This is a genomic window from Telmatocola sphagniphila (assembly GCF_018398935.1).
Taxonomy (GTDB): domain Bacteria; phylum Planctomycetota; class Planctomycetia; order Gemmatales; family Gemmataceae; genus Telmatocola; species Telmatocola sphagniphila.
In genome coordinates this window covers 6,406,053-6,429,970 of the sequence record NZ_CP074694.1, presented here as the reverse complement: position 1 = coordinate 6,429,970, position 23,918 = coordinate 6,406,053, and the positions used below count along the sequence as shown (strand labels likewise).

Genomic DNA, 23,918 nt, shown 5'->3' with positions numbered 1-23,918 from the left:
CTCAGACGCGTCGCTTCTTAGGAGCGCGGCAACCATTATGCGGAACGGGTGTCACATCTTCGATGACTTTTACGTTAAGCCCGGCCTGCTGCAGAGCAGTAATGGCAGACTCGCGACCGGCCCCGGGGCCTTTGACGCGAACCTCGACTTCCTTGACGCCGTACTTCTGCGCTTTGTCGGCAGCGGTTTCGGCCGCGCGTTGAGCCGCGAACGGGGTACTCTTTCGGCTTCCTTTGAACCCGACGGTACCGCCGGACGCATAGCAAAGCGTTTCACCGCTGGTGTCGCTGATGGTCACAATCGTGTTATTGAAGGTGGATTGGATGTGAACAATCCCCCGAGTCACGTTGCGACGCGTTTTACGTTTCTTGGTTTTCGCCATGGTTCGAATCGTTAGCGGTAGTTTCAATTAAAACGCCGCCATGCTCTGGCGGCGCGACTGTCACGCCGCACTAAGCGGCGATCCCGAGTTATCGCAATTCCTTAACGCCCTTCTTGCCGGCGACCGTCTTGCGAGGGCCCTTCCGGGTACGGGCGTTAGTCTTGGTCCGCTGGCCGCGGCAAGGCAGATTCCGGCGATGCCGAAAGCCGCGATAGCAGCCGATGTCTTTCAAACGCGCAATATTTTGGGCGTTCGTACGACGCAGAGCACCTTCCACCAGATAATCGCGTTCCAATAGCGTGGCAATTCTCGCGATATCGTCATCATTCAATTCCCGAGCTCGTCTCTGGGGATCGATGTTGGCCTGCTCGCACAATCTCAATGCGGTGGTTGGACCAATACCCTGCAAATATCGCAGTGCGATATGAGTTGGCTTATCGTTGGGTATGTCAACACCTTGAATACGCGGCATCTTGTGATGCTCCTGATTAGCCTTGACGTTGTTTGTGTCGCGGGTCTTCGCAGATTACGCGAACGATCCCTTTACGTTTAATCAGCTTACATTTATCACAAATGCGCTTCACGGAAGATCGCACTTTCATGATACACCTCGATCGCTTAATCTTTAGGAATCATGTATGTTATGGCGCCTGCCCACCCAGACAATAGCGCGCCAGAAAAAAATCTCGCGAAAATCACCGTTTTGCCATACGAAAAAAGCCGCGAGAGAATCCTCGCGGCTTCAAGTCTAGAATGCGGCCAGCAAATTAGTCGAGCAGCAGGCTGGGTTCCCAACCCACTCGTTCGGCCGATGCCCGGAGTTTTTCCAGAGCGCGGTTCTGAATCTGGCGAACCCGTTCCTTGGAAATCCGCAGCAGGTGTCCGATCTGGCGGAGGCTATGAGTGCCATTGCCGGTCAGACCAAATCGCAGGTCGAGCACTTTACGTTCGCGAGGTCGCAGATTCTCCATCAGGAATCCGAGAGCTTCCTGACGCTCATTGTTGTTCTGCAGTGTGCTGCTTTGATTGTCCGGCATCGCTTCAGTTAGCTTGAAATCGCTGTCGTCATCGAGAACCGCGTTCAAGGAAACCGGAGTGCGAGTGGCCGTCTGCAGGTGAGTCAAGTGCTCCAGGCTGCTGCCGGTTCGACTCGCCAGCTCCTGCGGGCTGGGCAAGTGCTTGCCTCCGTGAGCCAAAGCTTCCGATTCCTGCTGCAACAGCCCCAACTCTTGCAAGTGGTGCGGCGACAGGCTGACTAAGTGACTCTGGCGAGCCACGGCAATCTGGAGAGTCTGACGAATCCACCAGGTGGCATAGGTAGCCAAGCGAGTGCCATGACTGACGTCGAAGCGGTCGATCGCCTGCATGAGACCGCAGACCGCTTCTTGAAGCAGGTCAGCATAGCTCAAACTATGATGGCGGAAGCGTTTAGCCACGTGAGCGGCCAGACGAATGTTCGCTGAAGCCAGACGATGCTTGAAGCGAACGTAACGGTCATAGAGCCGGTAGATCGTCGGCAGGTCAAGCAGCTTCTTTTCTTCGCAATATTCTCGGATAAACTGGGCCATAGGCCAAGGTTCGAGAGGTGGTCGGTTCGCACGCAGTTCCGGATAGCTACGAATCAGCAGTCTAACTAGTTCCGTCTTGCAGTCCCAGAAACCACTCAAAAGCTCGCGTTCTTCCTCGGGTGTCAATAAGTCCGATGAGAATGCGGTCAGAGGTGTTTCACTCAGAGTGGCGGCAGCAGTGGAAGCTCGTTTTTTCCTCGCTGACTTCATACGTTTTTTTCCCCTTCGATTCTGCTTTGAATCTAATAAATCTTCGGGGATCTGGCCTTCCGCGAGTTCCTGCCACGGTGGCAATTCCGACCAATCGGACGGAATCACCTGAGAGGATTCAGATATCTCCGAATCCCCTTTGTCAGCTCGGTCCAAACAACACCTCCTTGCGTTGCCGTTAAGATTTAGACAATTTCGAATATGTCAAATCAGACGGAAAATTACACCCGTCCCGGCCGAGTCACCACTAACCCCTGTAACAATAAAACAACCTTTAGCGACGAGTGATTGTAGTTGAAAGCCAAATACTGATCAAGAAGGAAATGTCAAAAAAGGAAAATATTTCCGATTCTAACATTTATAACGACTGGTCTAGCGAGATTTACCGGTCGTGCCCCTCGTCACAAGATCTCTAATTATACACACGGACTTCAATATCTTGCACTCGAAATCCATGTAAACTCAGTCAGATCTCCACAGCTCGCCATATTAAACCGAGTTTAGGCCGAGAGCTTTCTCCAAATTACCGGGACGCGGGTTTTATTTCGATACAAGTCGAAAGTAGTAAGTTATAATCCTCTTGGGCTAGTCATTATCGACCAATCTCGTGACAGAACTTAAGCGGGGCGTGTGCAGAGGTGAGTACGGATAACCGTCACAAAAGTACGGTTTTAATCGTTGACGACGAACCCGTGCTCAGAAACATGGCCCGGACCACATTGGCCTCCGACTACCAGGTTTATCTGGCGGAATCCGCCGAGGAAGCGCGCGAAACCTGTCTGCGCAACCACATTGAAGTTGTCATCTGCGACCAGCAATTACCCGGTCTTCAGGGAATTCCCTTTCTAGAATGGGTCAAAAATCACGATCCGAGAACCGTTCGCATTCTTATGACGGGTCTTTTTAGCCTCGAACGGGCCGTGGAAGCCATCAACGATGGGATCGCGCAGCGGTTTCTATTCAAACCTTGGCGCCCCGATCAACTCATTACTATCGTTCGCAATGCTTCTCATCTATTTCATCTGGAAAGGCGCAACGAACAACTTCTCGACGAACTCAAACGCTTAAACAGCGAACTGGAACAGCGAGTTATCGATCGCACCCAGGAGTTGCAGGAAGCCAACAAGCAACTGCACTCGCGGAATCACATGCTTCAGCGGATGGCCCTGACCGATGCACTGACGAACCTCCCTAATCGTCGAGCGATCGACCGACTGGCAAAAAATGAGATGTTACGTCGCGCCCGCACCCCTTCCCCGCTGGCCATCGCCCTGGTGGATGCCGATTATTTCAAGGATATTAACACTCAGTACCTGCTGCCGGGCGGCGATCACGTTCTGAAGTGGCTATCCCAGACGCTCCAAAATGCCATCCGCACCATCGACACCGTTGCTCGCGTGGGGGGCGAAGAGTTCATGATCCTGGCGCCCGATACCAATGTCGAAGGAGCCCGAATTCTTGCCGAACGCATTCGGTCCACCGTGGAAATCAGCCACACGACCTACAATGGTCACAAAATTCAAATCACCGTCAGTGTGGGAATGGTAGTGGTGGATTCTCTGGTTCTGGCCGGATATGATCAGATGAGAGAAACGGCCGCCTCCGCACTCAGCAAAGCCAAAAAAACCGGGCGTAATCGCTGCGTGGTCCAAGTCATCTCGCAATTCGGCGGGCCGTCTTCGACGTAAAGGCAGGTGAACCGTTCATGAATCTCGATCAGTACATCCGCGATATTCCCGACTTTCCCAAACCGGGCATTCTCTTCAAAGACATCATGCCGCTCCTAGCGGACCCCAAAGCTTTTCGACACAGCATCAAGTTACTGGCGGAGATCTACAAAACCCGCAAGATCGACGCCATCGCCGCCGCGGAAGCTCGTGGGTTTCTCTTTGCCGCGCCTTTGGCGTTGGAATTGGAAAAACCTCTTGTGCCGCTTCGCAAACCAGGCAAACTCCCCTATCGCACCTACTCGCTCAAATACGAGCTGGAATACGGCAGTGCGGAATTGCAGATGCACACCGATGGGATTCAAATCCACGACCGAGTGCTTTTAATCGATGACGTACTGGCGACGGGGGGGACGATGAAAGCTGGGGCGTCATTGATCGAACAGGCGGGCGGTGTTGTCGATAGCTGTGCTTTTTTGATTGAATTGACGTTTCTGCAAGGCCGACAGAAATTGCAGGGCTACGAAGTCTTCAGCCTGCTCAAATATTAAGATTAAGCGCAGGCACCAAGCGCCCCACAGGCCTCGAATAAGTCGCAAACGCCCAGACCGCAGCCGAGAAAGTCGCAGGCATTGCTCCACGCACTCGGGTGTTCTGATTCCTTATTCTGCTTAGTCTTCTGACTCTCGGATCGAGCCTGATCTCTCTTTCTCGCGAACTCCAATCGTTCTTCCGGGGATTTCCCCTCGTTTTGTTCGGGTTCCTCATTCATTTTCGAAACCATAAGTGACCGTTGCCTCATCTCAAGAGAGGCCACTCGACACGCTCGAAACCGCGGGCGAGAAGCACGCAAGGCGAAAAAGAAACCGCGCTCCCGGCAAAGACATTTCAAGAATTCTGAGCAGGAAGATTCTTTGTGAAACACACGATATGCACAATGGAAGCCCTTGCGCGGGGAGATCCACCTTTGATAAAAACAGATCAGGCCGACAGACAGATTGGAAACCATGTTGGAGCACCCACAGTGGACGGAACGTGGGAGCTATAACCGGCGTAGGCGAATCGTTCAAGAAAAAAAACCAGCTTATGACGGCCGGCGTGCGGATTTCGGCGGACCGAGGATTTCCGTGAGTATCACGGCTAACTGCGGTCCTTTATTCGTTTTCAGTATCGATTCCAAGCCACTGAGAATTTCCTGGTTATCGACCCGTCTATCGGCGGTTTTGAGGGAAACAATCTTTGTAACCACCGGTGCTGCAAACGATTCCAGAACAGGTGCCGGAGCACTTGGTAGTACCGGAGTTGTGTCTGTAATCGGCGACGGAGGTTGGGGCGGCAACGCGTAAGGTTTGGAAGTCTCCACCGGTTTCGAAACCGGCTCAGGCCGGCGGGGCGGCGGCACAGGCTTAGGTTTTTTCTGAGCAATCGGTTTTGGTCGCGGCGGGGTGCTGCGGCTGGAACTCGTCGGTACAGGTTTGGGGGGATTGTACCCTCCACCGCTCGGCCGGGGAGGAGGAGTTCCAGCAGTCCCACCCGCATCGGCCGATTTCTTTCGCAAGCGATCAATTTCTTGAAGAAATCGTTCGATATCAGTACCGGTGTTCTGTTGTAGAGGCTTGGATTCGCCAATATTGCTGCGCGGATTACCGGTTCGTTTGTTGTATCCCTTGTTATCTTCCGATTGGGCGCGGATGACCTGCGTCACCACCCAGATCACCAGGAAGATAACAATAACTATTAATGGCCCACCGATATTCATGACTTCATCTCGCGGTTTGCCAGCGCGGTATCAAGCGAAGAAACAGGACTGCCGCATTCGACCGTCCTAGCGGTTGTTGTTGGAATCGTTGCGTACCCCGGCAATGCTGGAACGCATGTCGGTGTCCGATTGCAGGTTTTTCATCTGGTAGTATTCCATGATACCGATTCGGCCGTCGCGAAATGCCGCGGCAATCGCCTGCGGAACCGCGGCCTCGGCTTCCACCACTTTAGCCCGGTTCTCCTGCACGAGCGCGGACATTTCCTGCTCACGCGCCACAGCAGCCGCACGGCGTTTTTCCGCTTCGGCTTGAGCAACTCGCAAATCCGCGGCGGCCTGGTCGGTCTGCAGTTTCGCACCGATATTTTCGCCGACTTCGATATCCGCGATATCGATGGAGACGATTTCGAATGCCGTCTGGGCGTCGAGTGAATTGTGCAGCACCGTCTGGGAAATCAAGTTCGGGTTGGCCAGAACCTGCTTGTGATCATCGGCGGAACCGATCGCTTTAACGATCCCTTCACCAACGCGGGCAATAATCGTTTCCTCGGTCGCCCCACCGACGAGCCGTTCGAGCTTGGTTCGAACCGTAACTCGAGCTTTGCAACGAAGCTGAATCCCGTTGCGGCAGACAGCGTCCAAAAAACTGCGGCCCTTGGTCGGATCCGGACAATCGATAACCTTGGGATTCACCGAGGTTCGCACGGCGTCCAGCACGTCACGACCGGCCAAGTCGATGGCAGCCGCGATCCGCCAGGGCAAATCCATACCCGCTTTGTGAGCGGCAATCACGGCCGTCGCCGTTTTTGGAACGTTACCACGTGCGAGGAAGTGAGATTCGAGATCTTCGGTGGTAATTTTCACACCCGCCTGCACAAGTGCAATCTTCTGGCGGACGATCATCCCATAATCCACGTTTCGCAACTTCATGCCGATTAGACTGGAGAAACGAATTTTCGCTCCGGTCAGAACGCTCTGGATCCAGAGGCGGACGAAGCTGAAGAAAATGATTAGCATGAAGATGCCGATCAGAATGGCCACGGCGCCGATGATCAACCAGTACGATTTGTCACCACTGAGCCAATCGCCTTTGGGAGGGTCAGCAGCGAACAGGGGGATTAAACTCACGGTGCGTTCCTTTCAGGACTCATTCGAAATGGTCAAATTCTACGATCTGACTATTTGTTATTCGAAGTCGGGGTGTTCGAATTTTGTCGTAGCAGGTTTATCAATCTGCCGGACTATCACCCGGCCGGATTTCACATCGATACAGCGAACCCACTGTCCGGGTTCTATCATCATACCCTCGCTCACGCAGTCGATTCGATTGCCATCGAAATCGACAACCCCGGAAGGCCGGAGAGCGGAGGAGGATTTCCCAACTCGGCCTTTATATTGATCCAATTCTTGAAGACCCGCCATATGAGCGATACTGGTCTCTTCGGTAGGAGGCTGCAGGCGGTCGCCCATGGCCGTGGCTGGGAACCAATAGATCATACCCGCAGAAACGGCGGGTACCAGCACAAAAACCGCAATCAGCGTAGCGATACCTGTATAGGTTTCCCCATAGAGAAACGAGAGTGTGAGACCAGTGAGGATACAGCCAGCGGAAAATATGAAGAAAATGCCCCCGGTGGGCATGAACATTTCCGCCATCATCAGCAGCAAGCCGCAGGCGATGAGCACGAACGCCAAAGTTACATTATCCATCCGCAATCCATTTGTTTCGGATCAGCCGACGCGTCGAACCACAATGCGGGTTCCCTCGACTTCGATTACCTGTACCGGAGTTCCCACATCAATGAAGTCCCCTTCGGTCACCACATCGACGTAATGATCGTTCAATTTCGCCAGTCCCGCCGGACGGAGTGTGGAAGTCGCCACACCGACCGCACCGAGCAAAGCCACCGCTTGTTCCACCCCCGGCAATTGAGCCAGATCGGCATCGGCGTCAGTTTTATCGCTTGGGGGTACCAATACCATTCGATTAGCAAATGGCAGCTTTGGCAGGAATCGTCCCACCAGCATTACCACGAAAATAGAGCCAATCATTGAACCGCCGAAAGCGCTGAGAGTACCACCGAACTCGACCCATTCTTCATTAGTCTGGGGAATATGGTCGATAGTAGCGAGTCCCAAACCGCCGACTATCAGTATGACGCCGCTGACTCCTAACACTCCACTGGGAAACAGGAATATTTCTATCCCTATGAGCACTATACCCAGCATAAACAGCGCGATTGCCAGGTAGAGAATCTGTCCTCCATAGTGGGACTGGGCCCAGAAGAACAACAGGAAACAGATCGCGGACACAATTCCGGGAATGGTCAAGCCGGGAACTTTCAATTCCAGAATCAAGCCGGCAATTCCAATTAGAATAAGTAATGCCGAAACCTCGGTCCGACGGAGAACGGCCGCCAGGTTGTCCAGCCAGTGCGGCTGGGCATCGCGGACATCTTCAAAGCCATATTTGCCCATCACATCCTTGAAATCCCGATTCTCTACCAAGTGGGTAGCCAAGCGCAGTTCTTTGGCCTGGGTGGCATTTAGCTTCAGATAATTGCCCGGCTGTTTCAAAGTCCCTTCGCGAATCCAGTCCTTGGCATCGGCATTCTTCTGGTCGAATTCCGGCTTGGACATCAAGGTTCGGGCTCCCGTTTTCTGGTTCTTGACCCGATAGATTTCGAGATCTTTGTTCAAAAGTCCCGCCGCCAGAATTTCCGGCAGTCCACGGGCCTTCAACAAGACAGGGAGGTTTTTCTTCAGAAAGTCGGCGGCTCCGCCATCTACCACATTGGGATTATTCAGATAGTTCTCAAAATCTCCCAAAATCGCTTCATTCTCCGGCTGACTGCCTTTGAACATGACGATTTCCGAGCAAGCCAGAGCCAGAACACTGACCAGATCGGGTGCCCGCTGGGGAATATAGGCCACCGTCCGAATCGGCAGCTTCTCGGAATCCATGAGATTCGAGAGTTCCTCGGCGACTTCATAGGCGATCTTGGCATCGCCGCCGCCATCGGAATTCATGATCAGGAATATCGTGTTTTCCTTACGGCGGACCGCTTCCATAAGCTGGCGGTGCAATTTGTCCCGGAAAGCCGTATCGATGGCCCCGGCCACATCGATTTTACAGGCTTTGGCTGGCCGGTTGGGATTAAAGTCACCGCGAAGGTTGACGCCGTACCATTCGGCGACTTGCGCTCTATTAGGGAGCGAAACGGTGCATAGGCCGTAGGTTCTGGCCCGGTTGGCGGTGTAGAGTTCGACGGAGCCGGGATTCATCTCAGCGACGGGTTGTACGTTAAAGACATTTGCATATGCCGGGTCATTTTTCTTTCGGCCGTCGAAGAAAATCGTGGCTTGATTGCGGGTGCCCCGGACGACTTCCGTGTTCTTGTCGAGCATCTTCTGAATCAGACCTTCGAATTCTTTCCGTCCCACCTGTAGATAGTAGTCAAGCTGTTCTTTTTGAAGCATTCCCGCTTTGGAATCGATCACCTGGCCGATGGAAGCGTTGTCGGACATGACCAGTTCGGTACAGGCAATGGCCGGGAGAACCGTATGGCCAGTTGTTTTATTCTGGAGGAAAGCGACTGTTCGAGTCCCGTTCAGGCCCAGATCGCGGATGTAGTTCGCCAGTTCGTAGCACACGCCGTAGGAGTTGGAGTAGGCCTCTTTCTCTTCCGGGTTGAAGTCGAAAACGACGGTGTCGAGGCGAGTATTCGGTTGCGTCCGGATCTTTTCTAGCGAGGATTTGATCTGCTCGACCGCAGTCCCGGTGATCGGATTGGGCACGGTAATGAAAAGCGATTCTTTAGCTATATCCTGAGCCTGGAGCCGCGATACTCCGAAGGAGGTCGCGCCGGCGATAATTGCTAGTAATAGGCCTACCCGGGCCAAAGCACCGATTTTCCAGAGCATGATAGGTTCCCTAATTCGGCTTCGCATTGCCGACCAATCGGACCCAGACATTGGCATTATACATAGAGTTCGATTTGAGTGTCAAAGGTTCTGCTATCTTACGGAATAGCGCGGTCGAGCTTGAGGTCACATTCAAATTCAAAGGTTCGACAGATGTTTACCGAAGATAATTATACCGATCGTGATGGCTGCTATCCCTGCTACTAGAACCGCACCGGCCGCAATATCCAAACAAGGGTTCCAGCGCGAGCGAGTTTCCTCTTCGAGCCCATGAAAAACCGCTTCAATGGCCGTATTCACCATCTCGGCAGTCAGGACCAAACCAATGGAAAGAGTGACGGCACACCACTCCCAACTTTCCAGCTTGAGATAAATACCCAAGAGCACGCAGGCCGTGGCCGTGGGCACCTGAAACCGAAAGCTTTTTTCGTGACGGAATCCATAAAGCATCCCCGTGACAGCTTCACGGAATTTATTCCACCAGGTCCGGGGTCGTTTTGGGTATGGCATGACTATTTTGTAGCAGGTAAATAGTCCTGTTTGATCCCCAAAAGCAGAAGTTCAAACTCAATCTTCACAATTTATTTGCAATCCCGCTATCCCCGCAAGCGAATGAACGCCCTCCGCTCAGAGCGGTCGACACTACTGTTCCCTGATAAAAGCAGTATGTCCTATTGGGTTGAAAACGGAGGAACCTCTGTTAGGTATTCGCCGGTGGGAAAAACCATTTTAAAAATGAATCCAAAATAGTTGCCTTCGAACCGCTTAAGTACCTTAATGTGGCCAAGTCTGGTTCAGAATTTGTCCCTCCATGTTTCAAGGGGAGGCTCCGGAATCCGGAGTCCGGGATACATGATTTTGCATTCGGAAAGATCGCATCAAACTTTTTCTTCGAGACGAATTACGCCTGCAGCTTACATTCTCTGATCTAAAAATTCATTATGATCGATTCAATTTTCCGGATTTGACTTCATGCGCCAGCGAACTAGGTTCCCTGTAGCAGAAAAATTCGTTCTCTCGGCATAACGTGAAATATCGCCACCCCGCAAACCGATTGCCCGCGGAAGTGGATGAGCTTTTAGTGGATCGGTTGAACAGCGACATGCATTCAACGGAATTATTATCGCTTTTTCGAGATTTGGAAACCGCCAATCTCGATCGTTCGCTGAGACTGCTAGTTCGTTTTTTCCTGGCGGAAGAGGCCGGAATCTTGAGCTTACAGCCGATTGGCACAACTCTGATGTGTCAACGGGCCATGGGTTCGGAAGCGAAGCTTCCTTCTCCCGAGGAACTCAAAGCGGTCTGTCTCGAAGCGCCGACGGTTGAACCGCAGACTTTGCCGAATCACAAAAATTGGCGGGGTATTACACAGATTGTGGCAGGTGAGAGCCGAGTTCTGATCTGGCTCCAGCGGAATCTGGACTGGACGCCAGAACAAGAGCAGCACTTTCAACTGGCGGTTATGTATATTGGCCGTTCGCATGAAGTGCGGGAAAAGCTATCGCTGAGCCGGGAATCGGCCCGGTTGGATCAAAGGTTGAGTGACGCCGCCCATTTTTCGGGCCGCATCGCTCACGATTTCGACAACATATTGACGGGGGTGACCGGCTTTGCCGAGCTCTCGTTGAGTATGGTGTCCGCGGAGTCGCAATTAGGCGAATTCCTGCGGGAGATTCTCACGGCGGGGAATCGAGGCCTGGTTTTCACCCAGCAACTGCACCATTTGAGTCGCAGTGGGATCGTCAAACCGGTGCCGACCTGCCCGAAGGATGTATTGAACAAACAGAAAGCGAAACACCCCGATATCGTCCTGGATGTCGAGAAAGCTTCGCTGGAAGTGGCCCTGGAAGCCAGTTCCCTTCAACTGGTACTGAGTTCGCTGATCGATAACGCCGTCGAGGCTTCCCCCAAGCCTGGCACGGTTACCGTGAAATCCCGTTTGATTGAGCTTTCCCTGGCCGAACATGCCGATTTTCTCGGCTCCCCAGTGCCAGGCCCCTACGTCGAGTTTACTATCACGGATGAAGGCCCCGGTATTCGGGAAGATATTTTACCTCGTCTCTTCCACGAGCCGTTTGTAACAACCAAACCCCGACACCGGGGGTTGGGGTTGCCCATTTGTTACAGGATTTTAAGGGTCCACCGCGCGGGTATCCGCCTGGACTCACAGCCCAGCCGAGGCACGACGGCCCGAGTGGTCGTGCCGCTTGCTGCCGGACGGAAGCGCAACACGTCGGCGGTAAACCGTGAAGTAGCGCACACCACTGGAGGTTAATCAAAATGTCTCTTAATCTGGCCGAGCCACCGATCAATGGCGCTGTCGCCAACAACGGGATGCTCGACTCGAGACCTATGAAGGCTCACGTATCCGGACTCGGCGATTTTCTGGCCGCTTCCGAAATTCGACTGCTCATCCTCGACGACGATCCCCAGACCTGCAATCTGATGCGAACCATGCTGAAAGACCAGGGATTCGTTATCGATACGCTTTCCGATCCCAGCCACACAGAAGAATGGCTCAAGGGTCAACCCTATCATCTCATCCTGATGGACTACGTCCTGCCGGGATTGAATCCGGACCAGGTTTTCTCCTGGATTCGGGAATACCAGTCGGATGCCAGTGTCATCGTTGTCACGGCCTATCCGACACTGGAAAGTGCGCTCAATTGCCTGCGAGCACGCACCTACGACTACATGACCAAGCCGTTCCAGATGGAACACCTGCGAAGTCTCGTCGTCCGCTGCCTGGAAAACAAGGGCTTGCTCCGGATGACCGAAGAAGCTCTTCGGGAATCGCTGGGCAACGTCATCCGCGACCGGCGAAAGCTGCTGAAGCTCACCCTCCAGCAAATGTCCGCCAAAACGGGCGTCTCCCTGGGTTATCTCTCCCAGATCGAACTGGGCAAGAACTCCGCTTCGATCGAAACGCTATATCGCATCAGCCTGGCTTTGGGCCTGCGATTGGCGGATCTTTTCGAATCCATCCAGCCCCAGAAAAAAGAATTGAACTAATCGAGCCGATTTTCCGCTGATCGTGTCGGAATTGCCCCGTAGCCCCCCGACCCGATCAGCCGAACTTTTCTACTTCAAAATTCCCAACTCTTTACCGACCTGCGTAAACGCGGCAATGGCCTGATCGATCTGAGCATCGGTATGCGCTGCGGAGATCTGCATGCGTATCCGCGCCCGCCCGTGCGGTACTACCGGATAGCTGAAGCCGATCACATAGATACCATGTTCCAGTAATTTCTCGGCCATCTTGGTCGCCAGAGCCGCATCCCCGAGCATCACCGGGAGAATGGGTGTCGGTCCGGGTTTGATCGAGAAACCAACCCCTTCCAAGGCCGAGCGCATCTTTTTGGTGTTCGCTTGCACGCGGTCTCGAAGATCGGTCGATTTTTCGATCACTTCCAAAGTCTTAATCCCGGCCGCGACTAGTAGCGGAGGAATGGAATTGCTGAACAAGTAAGGTCTCGAACGATTTCGAAGCCAGTCGACAATTTCCGCTTTGCCGGTGGTGAAGCCACCCGAAGCCCCACCCAGAGTCTTGCCCAAAGTACTGGTAATAATGTCGATCCGATTCAAAACGCCTAGCTCTTCCGCAGCCCCACGGCCTCCCTTACCGAGATGGCCGCTGCCGTGACAATCGTCCACGGCGACAATGGCATCGTACTGATCGGCCAGATCGCAGATTTCCGGAAGCTTGGCGAGATCGCCGTCCATCGAGAACACGCTATCCGAAAAGATCATCTTGAAGCGGCAAGATTTGGCTTCTTCCAGACAACGTTTGAGATCGGTCATGTCGTTGTGCTTGTAGCGGAATCGCTTTGCCTTGCACAGCCGTACGCCATCGATGATGCTGGCGTGATTCAGTTCGTCGGAAAGAATGGCATCTTCTTCCCCCAGTAGCGGTTCGAAAAGTCCACCGTTGGCATCGAAGCAGGAGATGTAAAGAATCGTGTCTTCTTTACCAAAGAACTTGGCGATTTTTTGTTCCAGTTCTTTATGGATCTCCTGAGTTCCACAAATGAAGCGTACCGAGGAAAGCCCGTAGCCGTAGTGTTCGAGCCCGTGCTTGGCAGCCGCGACAATATCGGGATGATTGGCCAATCCCAGATAGTTGTTGGCGCAGAAGTTGATAACTTCTTTGCCATTCACCCGAATGGCCGAGTTCTGAGGGGACTGAATCAACCGTTCTTTCTTGTAAAGACCCTGTTGCTTCAGCCCTTCGAGTTGGCCCTTGAGATATTCAGCAATTTTCGTGGTACTCATACACTTTCCGTCACAATTGATGGTTTCAATTCTTTTTTCTTCTTAAGCCAGACGATCACCGAGGGAATGGCTACGGAGAGAAATACAACCAGAAGGATCACCTTTTCAAGGTGTTTGCGCACCTGAAACTCGGGCCCCAAGATGCTCTGCATCAGTGGATCGAGCCAGGGAGTCAACGAATACCCCAACAGGACCATACTGGTGATCCAAGCGACGGCTCCCAGGCTACTGCAGGCGAGATAGCGCCAGTAATTCATTCGGCCCATACCAATCGCAAGAGGAACGAAGGTCCGGACGATCGGAACGAACTTGGCCGCGATTATGGAACGGCCGCCGTACTTTTCGAAGAACGCGTGGGCCTCTTCCAGTCGCTTTTTCTTGAACAGGAACGAGTCATTTCCACGGAACAGGGAAGAACCTATCGTTCGTCCGATCCAGTACCCACTGGAATCGCCGATGATCGAGGCGCAAATCAGAATGGGAATGAGCTTCAGCAGAGACCAGTCGCTGTTATAGGCTACCAGCCCAGCTGTTACAAAAAGCGAATCGCCGGGAAGAAAAAAGCAGAAAAGCCCGGTTTCCAGCAAGGCGATGATTGCGAGAGCAATCATCGAGAACAGCGTGATTTCCGGTTTCGCGAGGGTCTGCATCAGGCCATCGCTGTCGAAGCCGACAAAATGCCCTTGCGAATTGAACGGCATCACCGCCTTCAGAACATCCTCGATCTGTTGCAGCAACTCGGACATGAAATCCTTTCCGATTATATGAGAGCGGTTGTTTCCACGTAACCAAACATTCGATTGAAGTTCTGCACGGCCACACCGCTCGCCCCGCGCACCAGGTTATCGATACAAACCAGAATCACAATCTTACCCCGGACTACCCGGAGTGCAATATCCAGATAGTTGCTGAAGGTCACATCCTTGGTGGTGGGCAAAGCTTCTCGAATTCTGACGAAGGGATTGCTCGCATAATAGGCCCGGTACATTTCATAGAGTTCGGGTTCCGTGAAGCTCCGTTTGGGAACCGCATAAATCGTGCTCAACATACCCCGATCCATCGGCACCAGGTGCGGCGTGAAAATCACTTCAACCGTCTCCCCGGCCACATCCCCCAAAGTCTGTTCGATCTCCGGTGTATGGCGATGTTTGCCGACGTTATAAGCACTGAAGTTTTCATTGCATTCCGGGAAGTGTGTATTGAGCTTGGGAGTCCGCCCGGCCCCGCTTACCCCGGATTTCGAATCGATGATGATATTCTTTAAATCGACTTCTTTGGCGGCCACCAGAGGCAGTAAGCCAATGATGCCGGTCTGCGGGTAACAGCCCGGATTGGCGATCAACTTCGCGGCGGTGATCTTGTCGCCGTATACTTCCGGGAAACCATAGACAGCGTCTGCCAGATTCGCGATGTCGTGATGCGGTTCCCCGTAATACTTCTGAAATTCTGCGGTCGAGCGCAACCGGTAGTCGGCCGAGAGATCGACGACGCGCATTCCTAAAGGCAATATTTGCTTGATCGACTCCGCACTGGCCCCGTGTGGCAGACAGCCAAAAACGCAATCGACTCCCCGATCTTTCAATTTGCGGGCATCAAACACCTCGCAGCGGATGTCGAGCCTTTTGGCCAGGCTGGGGTGCACGTCAGCTATGTGCGGGAACTCTTTATCCCGACTGGTGATCGCTTCGATCTGAACCTCTGGATGGCGAAGAAATATCTTCATCAACTCCAGGGCCGTGTAACCGGAGCCCCCGAGAATCGCAACCTTGGTCATGTCTCTCACCCTAAAAAATTTCGACTTCGATATAGTATGAGAATTGCTGTCGCACGAAGGTTCCCGGATGAACATCCCCCAAACTATTACCGAAGCTCGACCCCTGTTGGCCTCGGGGGAAATACGTCCCCTCGAAATCCTGGAGGAATGCCTGAAGCGAATCCGAGAGCATGAGCCGAAAATTTCCGCCTGGGTACATGTTTTCGAAGAAGATGCCCGGGAGTTCGCCATGGCAGCGGAAGTCGTCCTTAACGAACGGAGGAAAAATCCCAAGTCCATGCGGGATCCCTCCCCGATTGCCGGGATTCCATTCGGTATCAAGGATATTTTCGATGTGGCCGATTGGCCGACGGCGTGTGGTTCACCGCGCTGGGCGACCAGCATCGCACGGGAAGATAGCTGGGTGGTGAACCGACTGCGATATGCGGGCGCAGTGCTTCTGGGTAAAACGCATACTACACCTTACGCTTTTTTGGATCCGGCACCGACACGCAATCCCTGGAATCCGAATCGAACGCCAGGAGGTTCGAGTAGTGGTTCAGCCGCGGCGGTGGCCGCTGGTATGTGTCTGGGAGCCATAGGCAGCCAGACAGGAGGATCGACGATTCGCCCTGCCAGTTTCTGTGGAATTTCATCCCTGAAACTCTCCGGACTGTCGTACGACGAAGATTCCGATGAAATCTATTGGCCGTATTTGGAAGGGGCTCTGCCGCTGGCTCGTTCCTTCGATTCCCTGGGTCTTTTTGGTTCGACTTTGGAAGATGTATCGCTGATCTACGAAGCCATCGATAAAAATTTTAATCTGGCTTCCCGGGCACTTCCCAGGCAAATTCGAGTCGGAAGATTAAGAGGCTTTTTCGAAACCGATTGCTATCCGCAGATTACCAAAGCGATCGACGAATTATGCAATACTTTGCAGTCGGATTCTTTTCAGATTGTCGAAGTGCGCGTACCGGCCCATTTCCACGAAATTCTCCCCGCGCATCGCGGTTTGATGCTTTCGGAGGCTTACTCCTATCATGAGGAGCGCTACCGGAAGCATCCCGAGGAGTATCCGACGCGTATACGAGAATTCCTGGAAGAGGGGAAAGAGCAGTCGGAAGATCAATCGTACAAGAAAATCTTCGATGATTTTTACAATACTTTTTTTGACTGGAGTAAAGCGGGCGAAAGTTACTTCTTCCGACCGAATAAGTGCGATGTGATTCTCTGCCCGGCCACCTCGACTTTGCCGCCCGGAATGGAAACGACGGGCGATAATCGCTTTCAGAACCCCTGGAGCTTTCTTCGCTGGCCGGCCGCTTCGTTACCCATCGCCTGGAGTAGCGAGGGTCTTCCTATAGCGATTCAATTGGTCGGGCCGTTGCTTTCCGATCGGGCCCTAGTTCAGTTTGCCGCCCAGTTCGAAAAAGCGGTCGGATTCAAACGACCGCCGCTGCCGATTTAGTGGAAAAATCGAAGCTTATTTGGCTTTGGGAGGGGTCAGTGGGGGAAATTTTCCGTCCTCGACTGATTCCAGTTTTCCTTTGAGCGACCGCACTTCAAAAGTCGACTCTTCTTCATCGATCAGACGGGGGGTCATCACGGCAATGATATAGCGATTCTCGAAAAGCTTTTTCTGCTTACCGAGCATCCGATCTGTAGAAATGAAACGTGTGAAAGCAGTGAAGGTATCGGGTTTGATTTCCGCCGGAACCGTGCCAAGAAGAAAAGCGATAGTTTGCTGATCGCGCAATTTAGTAACCGCATCGAGAGATAATTCCTTCGAGGAATCTTTTTCATCTGGGGAGGCTTTCAACCTCAATTGCGTTTTCACCGTGATCAACCGTTTATCTTTGGACAAACTCGGTACGAGCTTAAGATTGATCTGATCCTCGAGAGAAATATGTCCCGTTTGCCCCTCGAACATAGTAATTTTTGGGAATTGCATGCAGTTGGTAGTCGGATCGGCCTGGAGACCATCGAGCAGGCGATAATATCGCTGCAGATCAATGAAGGAGTAAGTAATACCCTCCTTCGTCGTCCAATTCGGTGCCAGATTCCCGAGTTTTTCGACAGATTTTTCTGAGCAGTTCACAATTCGCATTTCAATCGCGATTTGCCCTCGCTCGAGTTCTTTCAGCAAATTCGCGATCTGTTTATGAGCGGCCTCGGTCTGTCGCACCGTCAGGGAGAAGGTCTTGGCATCGTAAACCATCGTCGCAAAGTCTTCGGTAACTCCCCAGCTGGTTGGGGCTACTTCTTTTTGAATTCGAGCCATCAATTGCTGCTCGCAGGTGGTAGGCTTTCCGTTCGCAGTCGAAGGCTGAGGAGAACAAATCAAGTCGGCTACAGGGTAGACCGCTGATCGATAGCCTGAATTCGGCAGTTCCTGAGCAGTCAAAACACCGATATTCCAAGTCAATATGGTCATCAATAGAAAGCAGAATCGGGAGTTCATATTTCGTTCCAGAATGATTTCGTAAAGGAAATTCAAAAAGCGGTATCGAAGGTGGTGCGGGCGAAATAATCCCAGGGCGAGATTAAATCAACAAAAAAAGAGCATTTTTATTCAAGATGACGATTTGTGGACGAATGGGCCTTCAGAAATCTATTTGGAGGAATCGCCATCCATCAGCGATTGAGGTCGGTCTTTGAAAATCGCTTTTCCATTCTCGTAGGTGATTTGCCAAACACGATCAAAGACTTCGTCTTTCCAGCTTTCCGGTGCATTGGCGGCTTTCATGTGCTTGGCCAGCTGCGAAATGGAACCGTGCCGCCAGCAAAGTAGCACGACTTTGCCGGCGTACTTCTGATCACCGAAAATCAGCTTAGCGAGATCTGCCCCATCCTCGTTGCCGAACCGACCATCGATTTTCAGATTCAATTTTTTTGCCAATGGAGTTACGGTCTCGGAGGGTCGAGTGCTGTTTTTAGAGTCGCGGGCCGCGAAAATGAAATCGGGTGTCGGGAAAGGATTAGGCCGTTTCTTCGATTTATCGAAGAGATTGAAAAGTTGCTCGGCCCGCTTCGTGCCTTGCTGGGACAAATGAGACGAAGCCATATCGGCCGATGGCTTTTCGGCGTGGCGAATGATGAGTACCTGCTGCGGAAAAGTCTCCTTCTTTTCCTGCCCGAGATTTCCGCCAAACCGACTGATGGCGGTGGTCGCTGAGACAAAGATCAGGCAGGTGAGCGCCGCAACACCCAGCTTCAGCATCGGGCGGATGCCACTGTCACCCTGTTGAGATTCCGGAAATTTCCACATCGCCTTGAACCATCCAAGTCCGTACACAGCAAATGTTTACCGACTAGTGATTTTAGCGCGTATTTGAATCAAACCAACGGGCTTGGAAAAGAATATGACGAAAAAATCGGCGGGGGGACTCCGCCGATCCGTTGTAAAGATTACAGACGATTTAGTGTTTAACTTCCAGTTCATAAATCACGAGCTGGAAACGCTCATTAAATTTCGTCCCTTTTAGGGTCGCTTTACCCTCTTTCAGCTCGTAGTTGAACGGCTTGTCGGTGATAGGATCGTTTGGTAAAGGCAGATCGACTTCGGACAACGCGGACGGTAATTTCCCCTCATGCAGGGCCGCATATTCTCGCAGTCCTTCAATCACTTGCAACAGAGCAAAGCGCTGGGCGACTCGCAACTGGGCGTTTCTATAAGGGGACAGAATCCCATAGGAACCGATGAAGGCCTGAGTAAGGAGATCTTCACCTTCCTTCATACCTTTGGGTTGGGACCATAATTTCACAAACTGAGCACTGGGGAGCTTCGCATATTTGATCTGATCATCCCGATAGATCTCGAATTTTTTGATCTGATCTACGAAAACGAGTTGTTCCTTGGGATATTTTGCTACCTTTTTGGGGTCCAATCCCAGTTCGATCAATCGAGATTTGCATCCTTCCAGAAATTTTTCATCTTTCCATCGCTCCGAAATCCAGTTGAGCGTCGCCGGAACCTTCTCTGATTTTTTGAAATTTTCATCGCTGATCAACGGAAGAAGCACCTTCAACTTGGTATTCGCTTTTTCAATCAATTCCTCATTCCACACAAGATCCGGATCCATCAAATTTCCGAATTCATAGTTCAAGGTGTAGCGTTCGCTATCGATTCCCCTGTGAAAATCGATTAACGGCTTCGGTAACCAGGCGTAAGCCCAGAAAAGATTCGGCGTATTCGGTTCGGTGGTGAACTCCTCCAAAGGTTGCACTGCCACCAGGGCCATGGCAGCGCCTACCAGATTACCGATGACTGTCGGGTGTTGGTCCATGTGACGGGCCATGCCGAGCATTGTTTTGATCGTTTCAATCGCCTCGGGATATTTTTTCTGATTGATTTGTCCCCGAGCCCGAATTTTCAATGCCCTCGCCAGCCTTCTCATTTGTTGAACTTCGGGTAGTAAAGTTTGAATGCCATCTCGTTTCAGATGCGTCACGCTCAGCCAATCGATGTGATCCATCCGTGCGGCCGAATCGGCATTCGTGAGACTCTTGCCGCCAAAAGTTGCTGCCGCTTCTGGAAGCTCGGTTAACTTAGCGGTTTCGTATTTCTCGAATTCTTTCTCACCGGCCGCGCTGAAATAGAGATTCGATTGTTCCGCAAAGCTTTTTAAATAAGAACCCAGCGCGTCCCCAGAAGTCATTTCGTTGTAATCTGGCAGAAGTGTATATTTCAGGGCGGGCTTGGGAGTCTTCGCCGGTACGATTACCAGCGGCACGTGTAAATCCGGAATGGGTTTATCCGCTTGAGCCGATGCGAAATTCGCATAAAGCATCAGGATCGCCATACATAGCCAAAGCTTTTTCATCGAGATTCCTCGTTACAAAAATTATTGAATCTGTTCTGGTCGGCTCCGCATCGAAAGCGGCGCCTCGGAAGATACCGAATCGGCCGTGAAATTTGTTGCTTCTACAGTTCCATCGGAAGCATGCTGATGCAAAACCCAGAAGGCACTTGGATCGGGAATTGGCAACTCAGTCTGCCCCTTAACAAGTTCTTGATTGGAAGTATTCACGGGTGCAACCGTGCCCTGCGGAACTTTCGCGGGCACCATCAGCAAAGCCAAAGTAAGAGCCTGAGTTCCAGCCAAAAGCGATGCGATGTATTTCCAGTGTCGAGATCGGTTGGCCGCGGCTCGACCCGCCGCAAAAATAATGGCATCCCGATCGATACCCGCCGACTGGGGAGTAAATCCCAGCAGGCCTTTCAACTTTTCGGTTTCATCGGACATAGGCCCTCCAATCTCACTCGCAACTCGGCTAACCCCGCCTGATAAGAGCGATGCACGGTGCTCGACGAACTATCGGTCAACTTCGCGATCTGTTCGAACGTCAGACCACCCCACAAATGAGCCACGATGATTTCCCGTTGCTCCAGCGGTAAACCCTTCAGCGAATTCACAGCTACTTCCGCATCGAGTCCTTCGACGTTCTGCTCGACAAACCAGCCACGGCCCTGGGCGTGCTTCTGCTCCCGCTGCTTTCGACGCTGCGACATTTTGAGCGAATCGATCGCCGCATTGCGAACCACCCGGTAGAGCCAGGGAACCAGAAGTTCTTCGGACGGCGGTTTCGCAACCAGGCGCAGGAATGCTTCCTGGACGATGTCCTCGGGCGAATCGACCCACTGTCGGGCATAGAGCGATAACGGCCCCGCCAGTCGATCAATCAGGCTTCCCAGCTCGTTTGCAGTCATGACGAAACAAGAACGACACCGCAGAGCGGCTGTCCCAGACTCAGCCCGAAAAAAAGGAAATACTTTGGAAGAGGACAGCTTATCGCGAAATGAAACAATGGACTTTGAAAACACATTTAAACGAGACTCATCCCGCTGTCTCTTTTTTGTCGCTCACAAACATATGACCAGGTTTATGGGTGATCAAAAACGGTAGTCGGCTGGCCACCGCTACGGCTTGTGGAGTCACGCCGCAGGCCCAGAAGACGGGAATTTCCCCCGGGAAAATATCGACTGCCTCACCATAATCGGGATGCGCGAGATTGTGAATCCCGATGGCCGTCGGATCCCCAAAATGGATCGGTGAACCATGGGATTGCGGAAAACGAGCACAAATATTAGTCGCCTGAATCGCCTGAGCCGGCGTCATGGGCCGCATGGAAACGACCATCGGGCCATGGAAACGACCGGCCGGCTGGCAGTCGATATTGGTCCGATACATCGGTACGTTACGGCCTTGCTGGATATGCCGTATCGGCAGCCCCGCTACGAGTAAAGCATTCTCGAATGTGAATGAACAGCCAATCAGGAACGAAACCAGATCGCTCTGCCAGTAAGGAGTGACATCGGTCACTTCGTCCACCAACTCGCCCTGTCGGTAGATCCGATAACCCGGCAGATCGGTTCGAAGATCGGCCCCGGGCGCGAGGTTTCGCGGGGTGGGATCGCCCGGTTCGGTGACATCCAGAAGCGGGCAAGGCTTGGGATTGCGCTGACAGAAGAGCAGAAAATCGAAGGCGAGATCTTTGGGAACGATCACCAGATTGGCCTGAACGAAACCAGGAGCCAGTCCCGGCGTGGGGGAGGTGAGCAGCCCATTGCGGGCGGCTCGGCGAACATCCAATCCGGTGAGATAGCGGGAGTTCATAATTCTGATAGTATAGTTCGAATCTCATTAAATGGTTCCACATATTGCTCCCAGCTCAGACCATCGACCGTCGGCGTTTTCTTTCCGGTAACACCATCGACCAGTGGCCCCTGACGCACCATCTTTTCGAGAACTTCCTTCTCCAGCTCCGCATGAAATAGCTCGACCGCATTAGCATTTCGAGCCAGTCCGATTCCCGCCGCCAGAGCATACGCGCCCCAGTTGCTTACCCCGGCCACGATCAGATAATCCGTGGGCACCCGGCAGGCGATTAATCCGCCTTGCGTTATGTTCTCGGCAATAATCGAATAGGGCATTTTCCCCATGCCGATCTCATTGCCGCCGTCGCCGATACCGATGGTCACCGGCCGCTTTTCCTGTTCCGCTTCGGGCATCAGCAAATGGGCGGGCTGCATCAATTCGGTGATGTCCTGCCCGCGCATGGTATAGCAGCAATTGCGTTTTTTCGGTTCGACCGCATTCTCGAACGCGGCTATCTCAATGGCGGAAGCCTGAGGTGAACCTTGCGCCAACCACTTCTGGTGTCCTAGAATCGCCTGCTGCTGATTACGAATGGAATCGGTCACATGATTCGGGCCGACTCGTTCCAGCGCGATAATATGGGTGAAGCTATCGAGGCGAGAGTAGTGCTCCTTCTTCAATTTGGTCGGAATTCCTTGCAGTGGGATTTCCTCTTTTAGTCCCAGGACTTCCAAACCGGCCGCGATAGCCGAGATGGCAAATGAATCGGTCCAGATTTCTACCGGAATGGCTAATTCTGTTAACGTCTTGCTCAGAAACACAGCGCCTAGCGGTCCGTCGGTTTCTCCGAGGGGCGGGGATACGCTGGGAATGATAAAGCCCGTCACTATCATAATGCGGGGCTTCAGATTCTCGGCAATCGACTGGCAGGCCCCCTGGAAATCGTTGGGAAACTGGTTGAATAAATTGCGTTCTGGATTTTTTGCCAAGCCCCGATTCCCCGGGTCTTTCTGAATCGCCTTGAGTATCTGATCGAAAAAAGTCATAGCAGCTTAGCTTCTTGTAAAAGATGGGCGAAGGAACTCCTCCAGATCTTCGGCAACTCCGCACGGAGCGTTATCGGTTCATGCCGAATAGGATGGATGAACGTCAGTTCCCGAGCATGCAAGGCTATTCCATCACCAAAAGTAAAACGGGATCCGTATTTCCGATCACCAATAATCGGTGAACCCCGGGAGGCCAGTTGTACGCGAAGCTGGTGCTTTCGGCCGGACTGAGGTTCCAATTCAAAAAAGATTTTTTCCTGATAGAGCGCTTTTTGAAAGTAATGCAACCGACTCAACTTCGCTCCGGGTATCTCTTTCTCCACCACGCGGACCAATTTTTTCGCATCGTCGTGAAAGAGCCAGTCCTCCAGAGTCCCTACAAGCTCAGTGCTGAGAGAAGTTTTTTGGCCCGTTTCGACTTCGGCGACGGCCCAATATTTTTTCACAATGGTGTTCTCCCGAAACTGCTCCGAGAGACGGGCGGCGGCCTTGGAGGTCCTCGCGAAAAGTAGCACGCCGGTCACCGGTTTATCCAGGCGATGTACCACTCCCAAAAAAACATTACCCGGTTTACCGTACTTCTCTTTCAAGTGCAGCTTCACCAATTGATCCAACGAATCATTTTCGCCGTCAAAATGCGCGCTGGACCAGCCGGCCGGTTTATTCACGGCTATCAAATGGTTGTCTTCGTAGACAATTTCGAGAAGGCCGGCAAATTGCATAGTACTCTCATTCTAG

Annotated in this window: 26 protein-coding genes; 5 read left to right on the top strand and 21 right to left on the bottom strand. The window is 52.5% G+C overall.

Annotation, left to right across the window (positions count from 1 at the left end):
- Nucleotide 1: 1 nt before the first annotated feature.
- The 4 genes from rpsK to KIH39_RS25765 all read right to left on the bottom strand — a co-directional run bounded on the left by rpsK (nt 2) and on the right by KIH39_RS25765 (nt 2,160).
- Complete coding sequence (gene rpsK, locus KIH39_RS25780) at nt 2–382, bottom strand: 30S ribosomal protein S11 (protein WP_213496935.1); 381 nt, start codon at nt 380–382, stop codon at nt 2–4.
- Between the two features lie 88 nt (nt 383–470).
- Nucleotides 471–854: a 30S ribosomal protein S13 gene (rpsM, locus tag KIH39_RS25775; RefSeq protein WP_213496933.1), complete on the bottom strand. Its 384-nt coding sequence runs from the start codon at nt 852–854 to the stop codon at nt 471–473.
- Nucleotides 855–870: 16 nt separating this feature from the next.
- Nucleotides 871–984, bottom strand: a complete 114-nt coding sequence (gene rpmJ, locus KIH39_RS25770) for a 50S ribosomal protein L36 (RefSeq protein ID WP_213496931.1) — start codon at nt 982–984, stop codon at nt 871–873.
- Nucleotides 985–1,149: 165 nt separating this feature from the next.
- Nucleotides 1,150–2,160 (bottom strand): sigma-70 family RNA polymerase sigma factor, encoded by a 1,011-nt coding sequence (locus KIH39_RS25765; protein ID WP_213496929.1) that lies wholly within the window; start codon nt 2,158–2,160, stop codon nt 1,150–1,152.
- A gap of 638 nt (nt 2,161–2,798) precedes the next feature.
- On the opposite strand from KIH39_RS25765, the gene KIH39_RS25760 reads away from it, so the two are divergent.
- Nucleotides 2,799–3,848: a GGDEF domain-containing response regulator gene (locus KIH39_RS25760; RefSeq protein WP_213496927.1), complete on the top strand. Its 1,050-nt coding sequence runs from the start codon at nt 2,799–2,801 to the stop codon at nt 3,846–3,848.
- A gap of 17 nt (nt 3,849–3,865) precedes the next feature.
- The gene (locus tag KIH39_RS25755) at nt 3,866–4,378 is read left to right on the top strand and encodes an adenine phosphoribosyltransferase (RefSeq protein WP_213496925.1); all 513 of its coding nucleotides are present in this window, start codon (nt 3,866–3,868) and stop codon (nt 4,376–4,378) included.
- Between the two features lie 2 nt (nt 4,379–4,380).
- Here KIH39_RS25755 and yidD read toward each other — a convergent pair whose 3' ends face one another.
- The 6 genes from yidD to KIH39_RS25725 all read right to left on the bottom strand — a co-directional run bounded on the left by yidD (nt 4,381) and on the right by KIH39_RS25725 (nt 10,020).
- Nucleotides 4,381–4,836, bottom strand: a complete 456-nt coding sequence (gene yidD, locus KIH39_RS27340; protein ID WP_213496923.1) for a membrane protein insertion efficiency factor YidD — start codon at nt 4,834–4,836, stop codon at nt 4,381–4,383.
- A 75-nt stretch (nt 4,837–4,911) separates the two neighbouring features.
- Nucleotides 4,912–5,586 (bottom strand): hypothetical protein, encoded by a 675-nt coding sequence (locus KIH39_RS25745; protein WP_213496921.1) that lies wholly within the window; start codon nt 5,584–5,586, stop codon nt 4,912–4,914.
- Between the two features lie 66 nt (nt 5,587–5,652).
- Nucleotides 5,653–6,642, bottom strand: a complete 990-nt coding sequence (gene floA, locus KIH39_RS25740) for a flotillin-like protein FloA (RefSeq protein ID WP_261353373.1) — start codon at nt 6,640–6,642, stop codon at nt 5,653–5,655.
- Between the two features lie 129 nt (nt 6,643–6,771).
- Entirely contained in the window at nt 6,772–7,296 is a 525-nt protein-coding gene (locus KIH39_RS25735) for an NfeD family protein (RefSeq protein ID WP_213496920.1), read from the bottom strand.
- Between the two features lie 21 nt (nt 7,297–7,317).
- Nucleotides 7,318–9,510, bottom strand: a complete 2,193-nt coding sequence (locus KIH39_RS25730) for an NfeD family protein (RefSeq protein ID WP_213496918.1) — start codon at nt 9,508–9,510, stop codon at nt 7,318–7,320.
- 138 nt (nt 9,511–9,648) lie between these two features.
- The gene (locus tag KIH39_RS25725) at nt 9,649–10,020 is read right to left on the bottom strand and encodes a diacylglycerol kinase (RefSeq protein ID WP_213496916.1); all 372 of its coding nucleotides are present in this window, start codon (nt 10,018–10,020) and stop codon (nt 9,649–9,651) included.
- Between the two features lie 517 nt (nt 10,021–10,537).
- Between KIH39_RS25725 and KIH39_RS25720 the strand changes: the two genes are divergently transcribed.
- On the top strand, nt 10,538–11,785 hold the full coding sequence (locus KIH39_RS25720) for an ATP-binding protein (RefSeq protein WP_213496914.1): 1,248 nt from the start codon (nt 10,538–10,540) through the stop codon (nt 11,783–11,785).
- 5 nt (nt 11,786–11,790) lie between these two features.
- Nucleotides 11,791–12,522, top strand: coding sequence for a response regulator (locus tag KIH39_RS25715; RefSeq protein WP_246539430.1), 732 nt, complete (start codon nt 11,791–11,793; stop codon nt 12,520–12,522).
- Nucleotides 12,523–12,591: 69 nt separating this feature from the next.
- Here the strand turns inward: KIH39_RS25715 and kbl are convergent, their stop codons facing one another.
- Genes kbl through argC form a run of 3 tightly spaced genes read right to left on the bottom strand, consistent with a single transcriptional unit; the run spans nt 12,592 to nt 15,556 of the window.
- Nucleotides 12,592–13,782 carry a glycine C-acetyltransferase gene (gene kbl / locus KIH39_RS25710; protein WP_213496912.1) on the bottom strand — a complete coding sequence of 397 codons (1,191 nt, stop codon included), beginning with the start codon at nt 13,780–13,782 and terminating at the stop codon, nt 12,592–12,594.
- Complete coding sequence (locus KIH39_RS25705) at nt 13,779–14,528, bottom strand: DedA family protein (protein ID WP_213496910.1); 750 nt, start codon at nt 14,526–14,528, stop codon at nt 13,779–13,781. The genes kbl and KIH39_RS25705 overlap by 4 nt, the downstream gene beginning before the upstream one ends.
- Before the next feature lie 14 nt (nt 14,529–14,542).
- Complete coding sequence (argC, locus tag KIH39_RS25700; protein WP_213496908.1) at nt 14,543–15,556, bottom strand: N-acetyl-gamma-glutamyl-phosphate reductase; 1,014 nt, start codon at nt 15,554–15,556, stop codon at nt 14,543–14,545.
- A gap of 67 nt (nt 15,557–15,623) precedes the next feature.
- On the opposite strand from argC, the gene KIH39_RS25695 reads away from it, so the two are divergent.
- Nucleotides 15,624–17,003, top strand: coding sequence for an amidase (locus KIH39_RS25695; protein WP_213496906.1), 1,380 nt, complete (start codon nt 15,624–15,626; stop codon nt 17,001–17,003).
- 15 nt (nt 17,004–17,018) lie between these two features.
- Here KIH39_RS25695 and KIH39_RS25690 read toward each other — a convergent pair whose 3' ends face one another.
- From KIH39_RS25690 to KIH39_RS25655, 8 genes are all read right to left on the bottom strand, one after another.
- Nucleotides 17,019–17,996: a hypothetical protein gene (locus KIH39_RS25690; protein WP_213496904.1), complete on the bottom strand. Its 978-nt coding sequence runs from the start codon at nt 17,994–17,996 to the stop codon at nt 17,019–17,021.
- Nucleotides 17,997–18,146: 150 nt separating this feature from the next.
- Nucleotides 18,147–18,803 carry a hypothetical protein gene (locus KIH39_RS25685; protein ID WP_213496902.1) on the bottom strand — a complete coding sequence of 219 codons (657 nt, stop codon included), beginning with the start codon at nt 18,801–18,803 and terminating at the stop codon, nt 18,147–18,149.
- Nucleotides 18,804–18,954: 151 nt separating this feature from the next.
- Complete coding sequence (locus KIH39_RS25680; RefSeq protein WP_213496900.1) at nt 18,955–20,358, bottom strand: hypothetical protein; 1,404 nt, start codon at nt 20,356–20,358, stop codon at nt 18,955–18,957.
- Nucleotides 20,359–20,379: 21 nt separating this feature from the next.
- Entirely contained in the window at nt 20,380–20,781 is a 402-nt protein-coding gene (locus tag KIH39_RS25675; protein WP_213496898.1) for a hypothetical protein, read from the bottom strand.
- On the bottom strand, nt 20,757–21,245 hold the full coding sequence (locus tag KIH39_RS25670; RefSeq protein WP_213496896.1) for an RNA polymerase sigma factor: 489 nt from the start codon (nt 21,243–21,245) through the stop codon (nt 20,757–20,759). Before KIH39_RS25670 ends, KIH39_RS25675 begins: the two co-directional genes overlap by 25 nt.
- Before the next feature lie 127 nt (nt 21,246–21,372).
- Nucleotides 21,373–22,152 (bottom strand): putative hydro-lyase, encoded by a 780-nt coding sequence (locus KIH39_RS25665; protein WP_213496894.1) that lies wholly within the window; start codon nt 22,150–22,152, stop codon nt 21,373–21,375.
- The gene (locus tag KIH39_RS25660; protein ID WP_213496892.1) at nt 22,149–23,180 is read right to left on the bottom strand and encodes a glutamate cyclase domain-containing protein; all 1,032 of its coding nucleotides are present in this window, start codon (nt 23,178–23,180) and stop codon (nt 22,149–22,151) included. Before KIH39_RS25660 ends, KIH39_RS25665 begins: the two co-directional genes overlap by 4 nt.
- Complete coding sequence (locus tag KIH39_RS25655; protein WP_213496890.1) at nt 23,177–23,902, bottom strand: RluA family pseudouridine synthase; 726 nt, start codon at nt 23,900–23,902, stop codon at nt 23,177–23,179. Before KIH39_RS25655 ends, KIH39_RS25660 begins: the two co-directional genes overlap by 4 nt.
- Between the last annotated feature and the right edge of the window lie 16 nt (nt 23,903–23,918).

Bases quoted from the DNA above. Each gene is read 5' to 3' on its own strand.
- KIH39_RS25745 (WP_213496921.1), bottom strand. From the start codon at position 5,586: ATGAATATCGGTGGGCCATTAATAGTTATTGTTATCTTCCTGGTGATC.
- KIH39_RS25725 (WP_213496916.1), bottom strand. From the start codon at position 10,020: ATGCCATACCCAAAACGACCCCGGACCTGGTGGAATAAATTCCGTGAA.
- KIH39_RS25660 (WP_213496892.1), bottom strand. From the start codon at position 23,180: ATGACTTTTTTCGATCAGATACTCAAGGCGATTCAGAAAGACCCGGGG.
- KIH39_RS25715 (WP_246539430.1), top strand. From the start codon at position 11,791: ATGTCTCTTAATCTGGCCGAGCCACCGATCAATGGCGCTGTCGCCAAC.
- kbl (WP_213496912.1), bottom strand. From the start codon at position 13,782: ATGAGTACCACGAAAATTGCTGAATATCTCAAGGGCCAACTCGAAGGG.
- KIH39_RS25705 (WP_213496910.1), bottom strand. From the start codon at position 14,528: ATGTCCGAGTTGCTGCAACAGATCGAGGATGTTCTGAAGGCGGTGATG.
- KIH39_RS25665 (WP_213496894.1), bottom strand. From the start codon at position 22,152: ATGAACTCCCGCTATCTCACCGGATTGGATGTTCGCCGAGCCGCCCGC.
- rpsM (WP_213496933.1), bottom strand. From the start codon at position 854: ATGCCGCGTATTCAAGGTGTTGACATACCCAACGATAAGCCAACTCAT.
- KIH39_RS25735 (WP_213496920.1), bottom strand. From the start codon at position 7,296: ATGGATAATGTAACTTTGGCGTTCGTGCTCATCGCCTGCGGCTTGCTG.
- rpmJ (WP_213496931.1), bottom strand. From the start codon at position 984: ATGAAAGTGCGATCTTCCGTGAAGCGCATTTGTGATAAATGTAAGCTG.
- KIH39_RS25730 (WP_213496918.1), bottom strand. From the start codon at position 9,510: ATGCTCTGGAAAATCGGTGCTTTGGCCCGGGTAGGCCTATTACTAGCA.
- KIH39_RS25675 (WP_213496898.1), bottom strand. From the start codon at position 20,781: ATGTCCGATGAAACCGAAAAGTTGAAAGGCCTGCTGGGATTTACTCCC.
- KIH39_RS25670 (WP_213496896.1), bottom strand. From the start codon at position 21,245: ATGACTGCAAACGAGCTGGGAAGCCTGATTGATCGACTGGCGGGGCCG.
- KIH39_RS25755 (WP_213496925.1), top strand. From the start codon at position 3,866: ATGAATCTCGATCAGTACATCCGCGATATTCCCGACTTTCCCAAACCG.
- KIH39_RS25680 (WP_213496900.1), bottom strand. From the start codon at position 20,358: ATGAAAAAGCTTTGGCTATGTATGGCGATCCTGATGCTTTATGCGAAT.
- rpsK (WP_213496935.1), bottom strand. From the start codon at position 382: ATGGCGAAAACCAAGAAACGTAAAACGCGTCGCAACGTGACTCGGGGG.
- KIH39_RS25685 (WP_213496902.1), bottom strand. From the start codon at position 18,803: ATGTGGAAATTTCCGGAATCTCAACAGGGTGACAGTGGCATCCGCCCG.
- yidD (WP_213496923.1), bottom strand. From the start codon at position 4,836: ATGGTTTCCAATCTGTCTGTCGGCCTGATCTGTTTTTATCAAAGGTGG.
- KIH39_RS25765 (WP_213496929.1), bottom strand. From the start codon at position 2,160: ATGAAGTCAGCGAGGAAAAAACGAGCTTCCACTGCTGCCGCCACTCTG.
- KIH39_RS25655 (WP_213496890.1), bottom strand. From the start codon at position 23,902: ATGCAATTTGCCGGCCTTCTCGAAATTGTCTACGAAGACAACCATTTG.
- KIH39_RS25695 (WP_213496906.1), top strand. From the start codon at position 15,624: ATGAACATCCCCCAAACTATTACCGAAGCTCGACCCCTGTTGGCCTCG.
- argC (WP_213496908.1), bottom strand. From the start codon at position 15,556: ATGACCAAGGTTGCGATTCTCGGGGGCTCCGGTTACACGGCCCTGGAG.
- KIH39_RS25690 (WP_213496904.1), bottom strand. From the start codon at position 17,996: ATGAACTCCCGATTCTGCTTTCTATTGATGACCATATTGACTTGGAAT.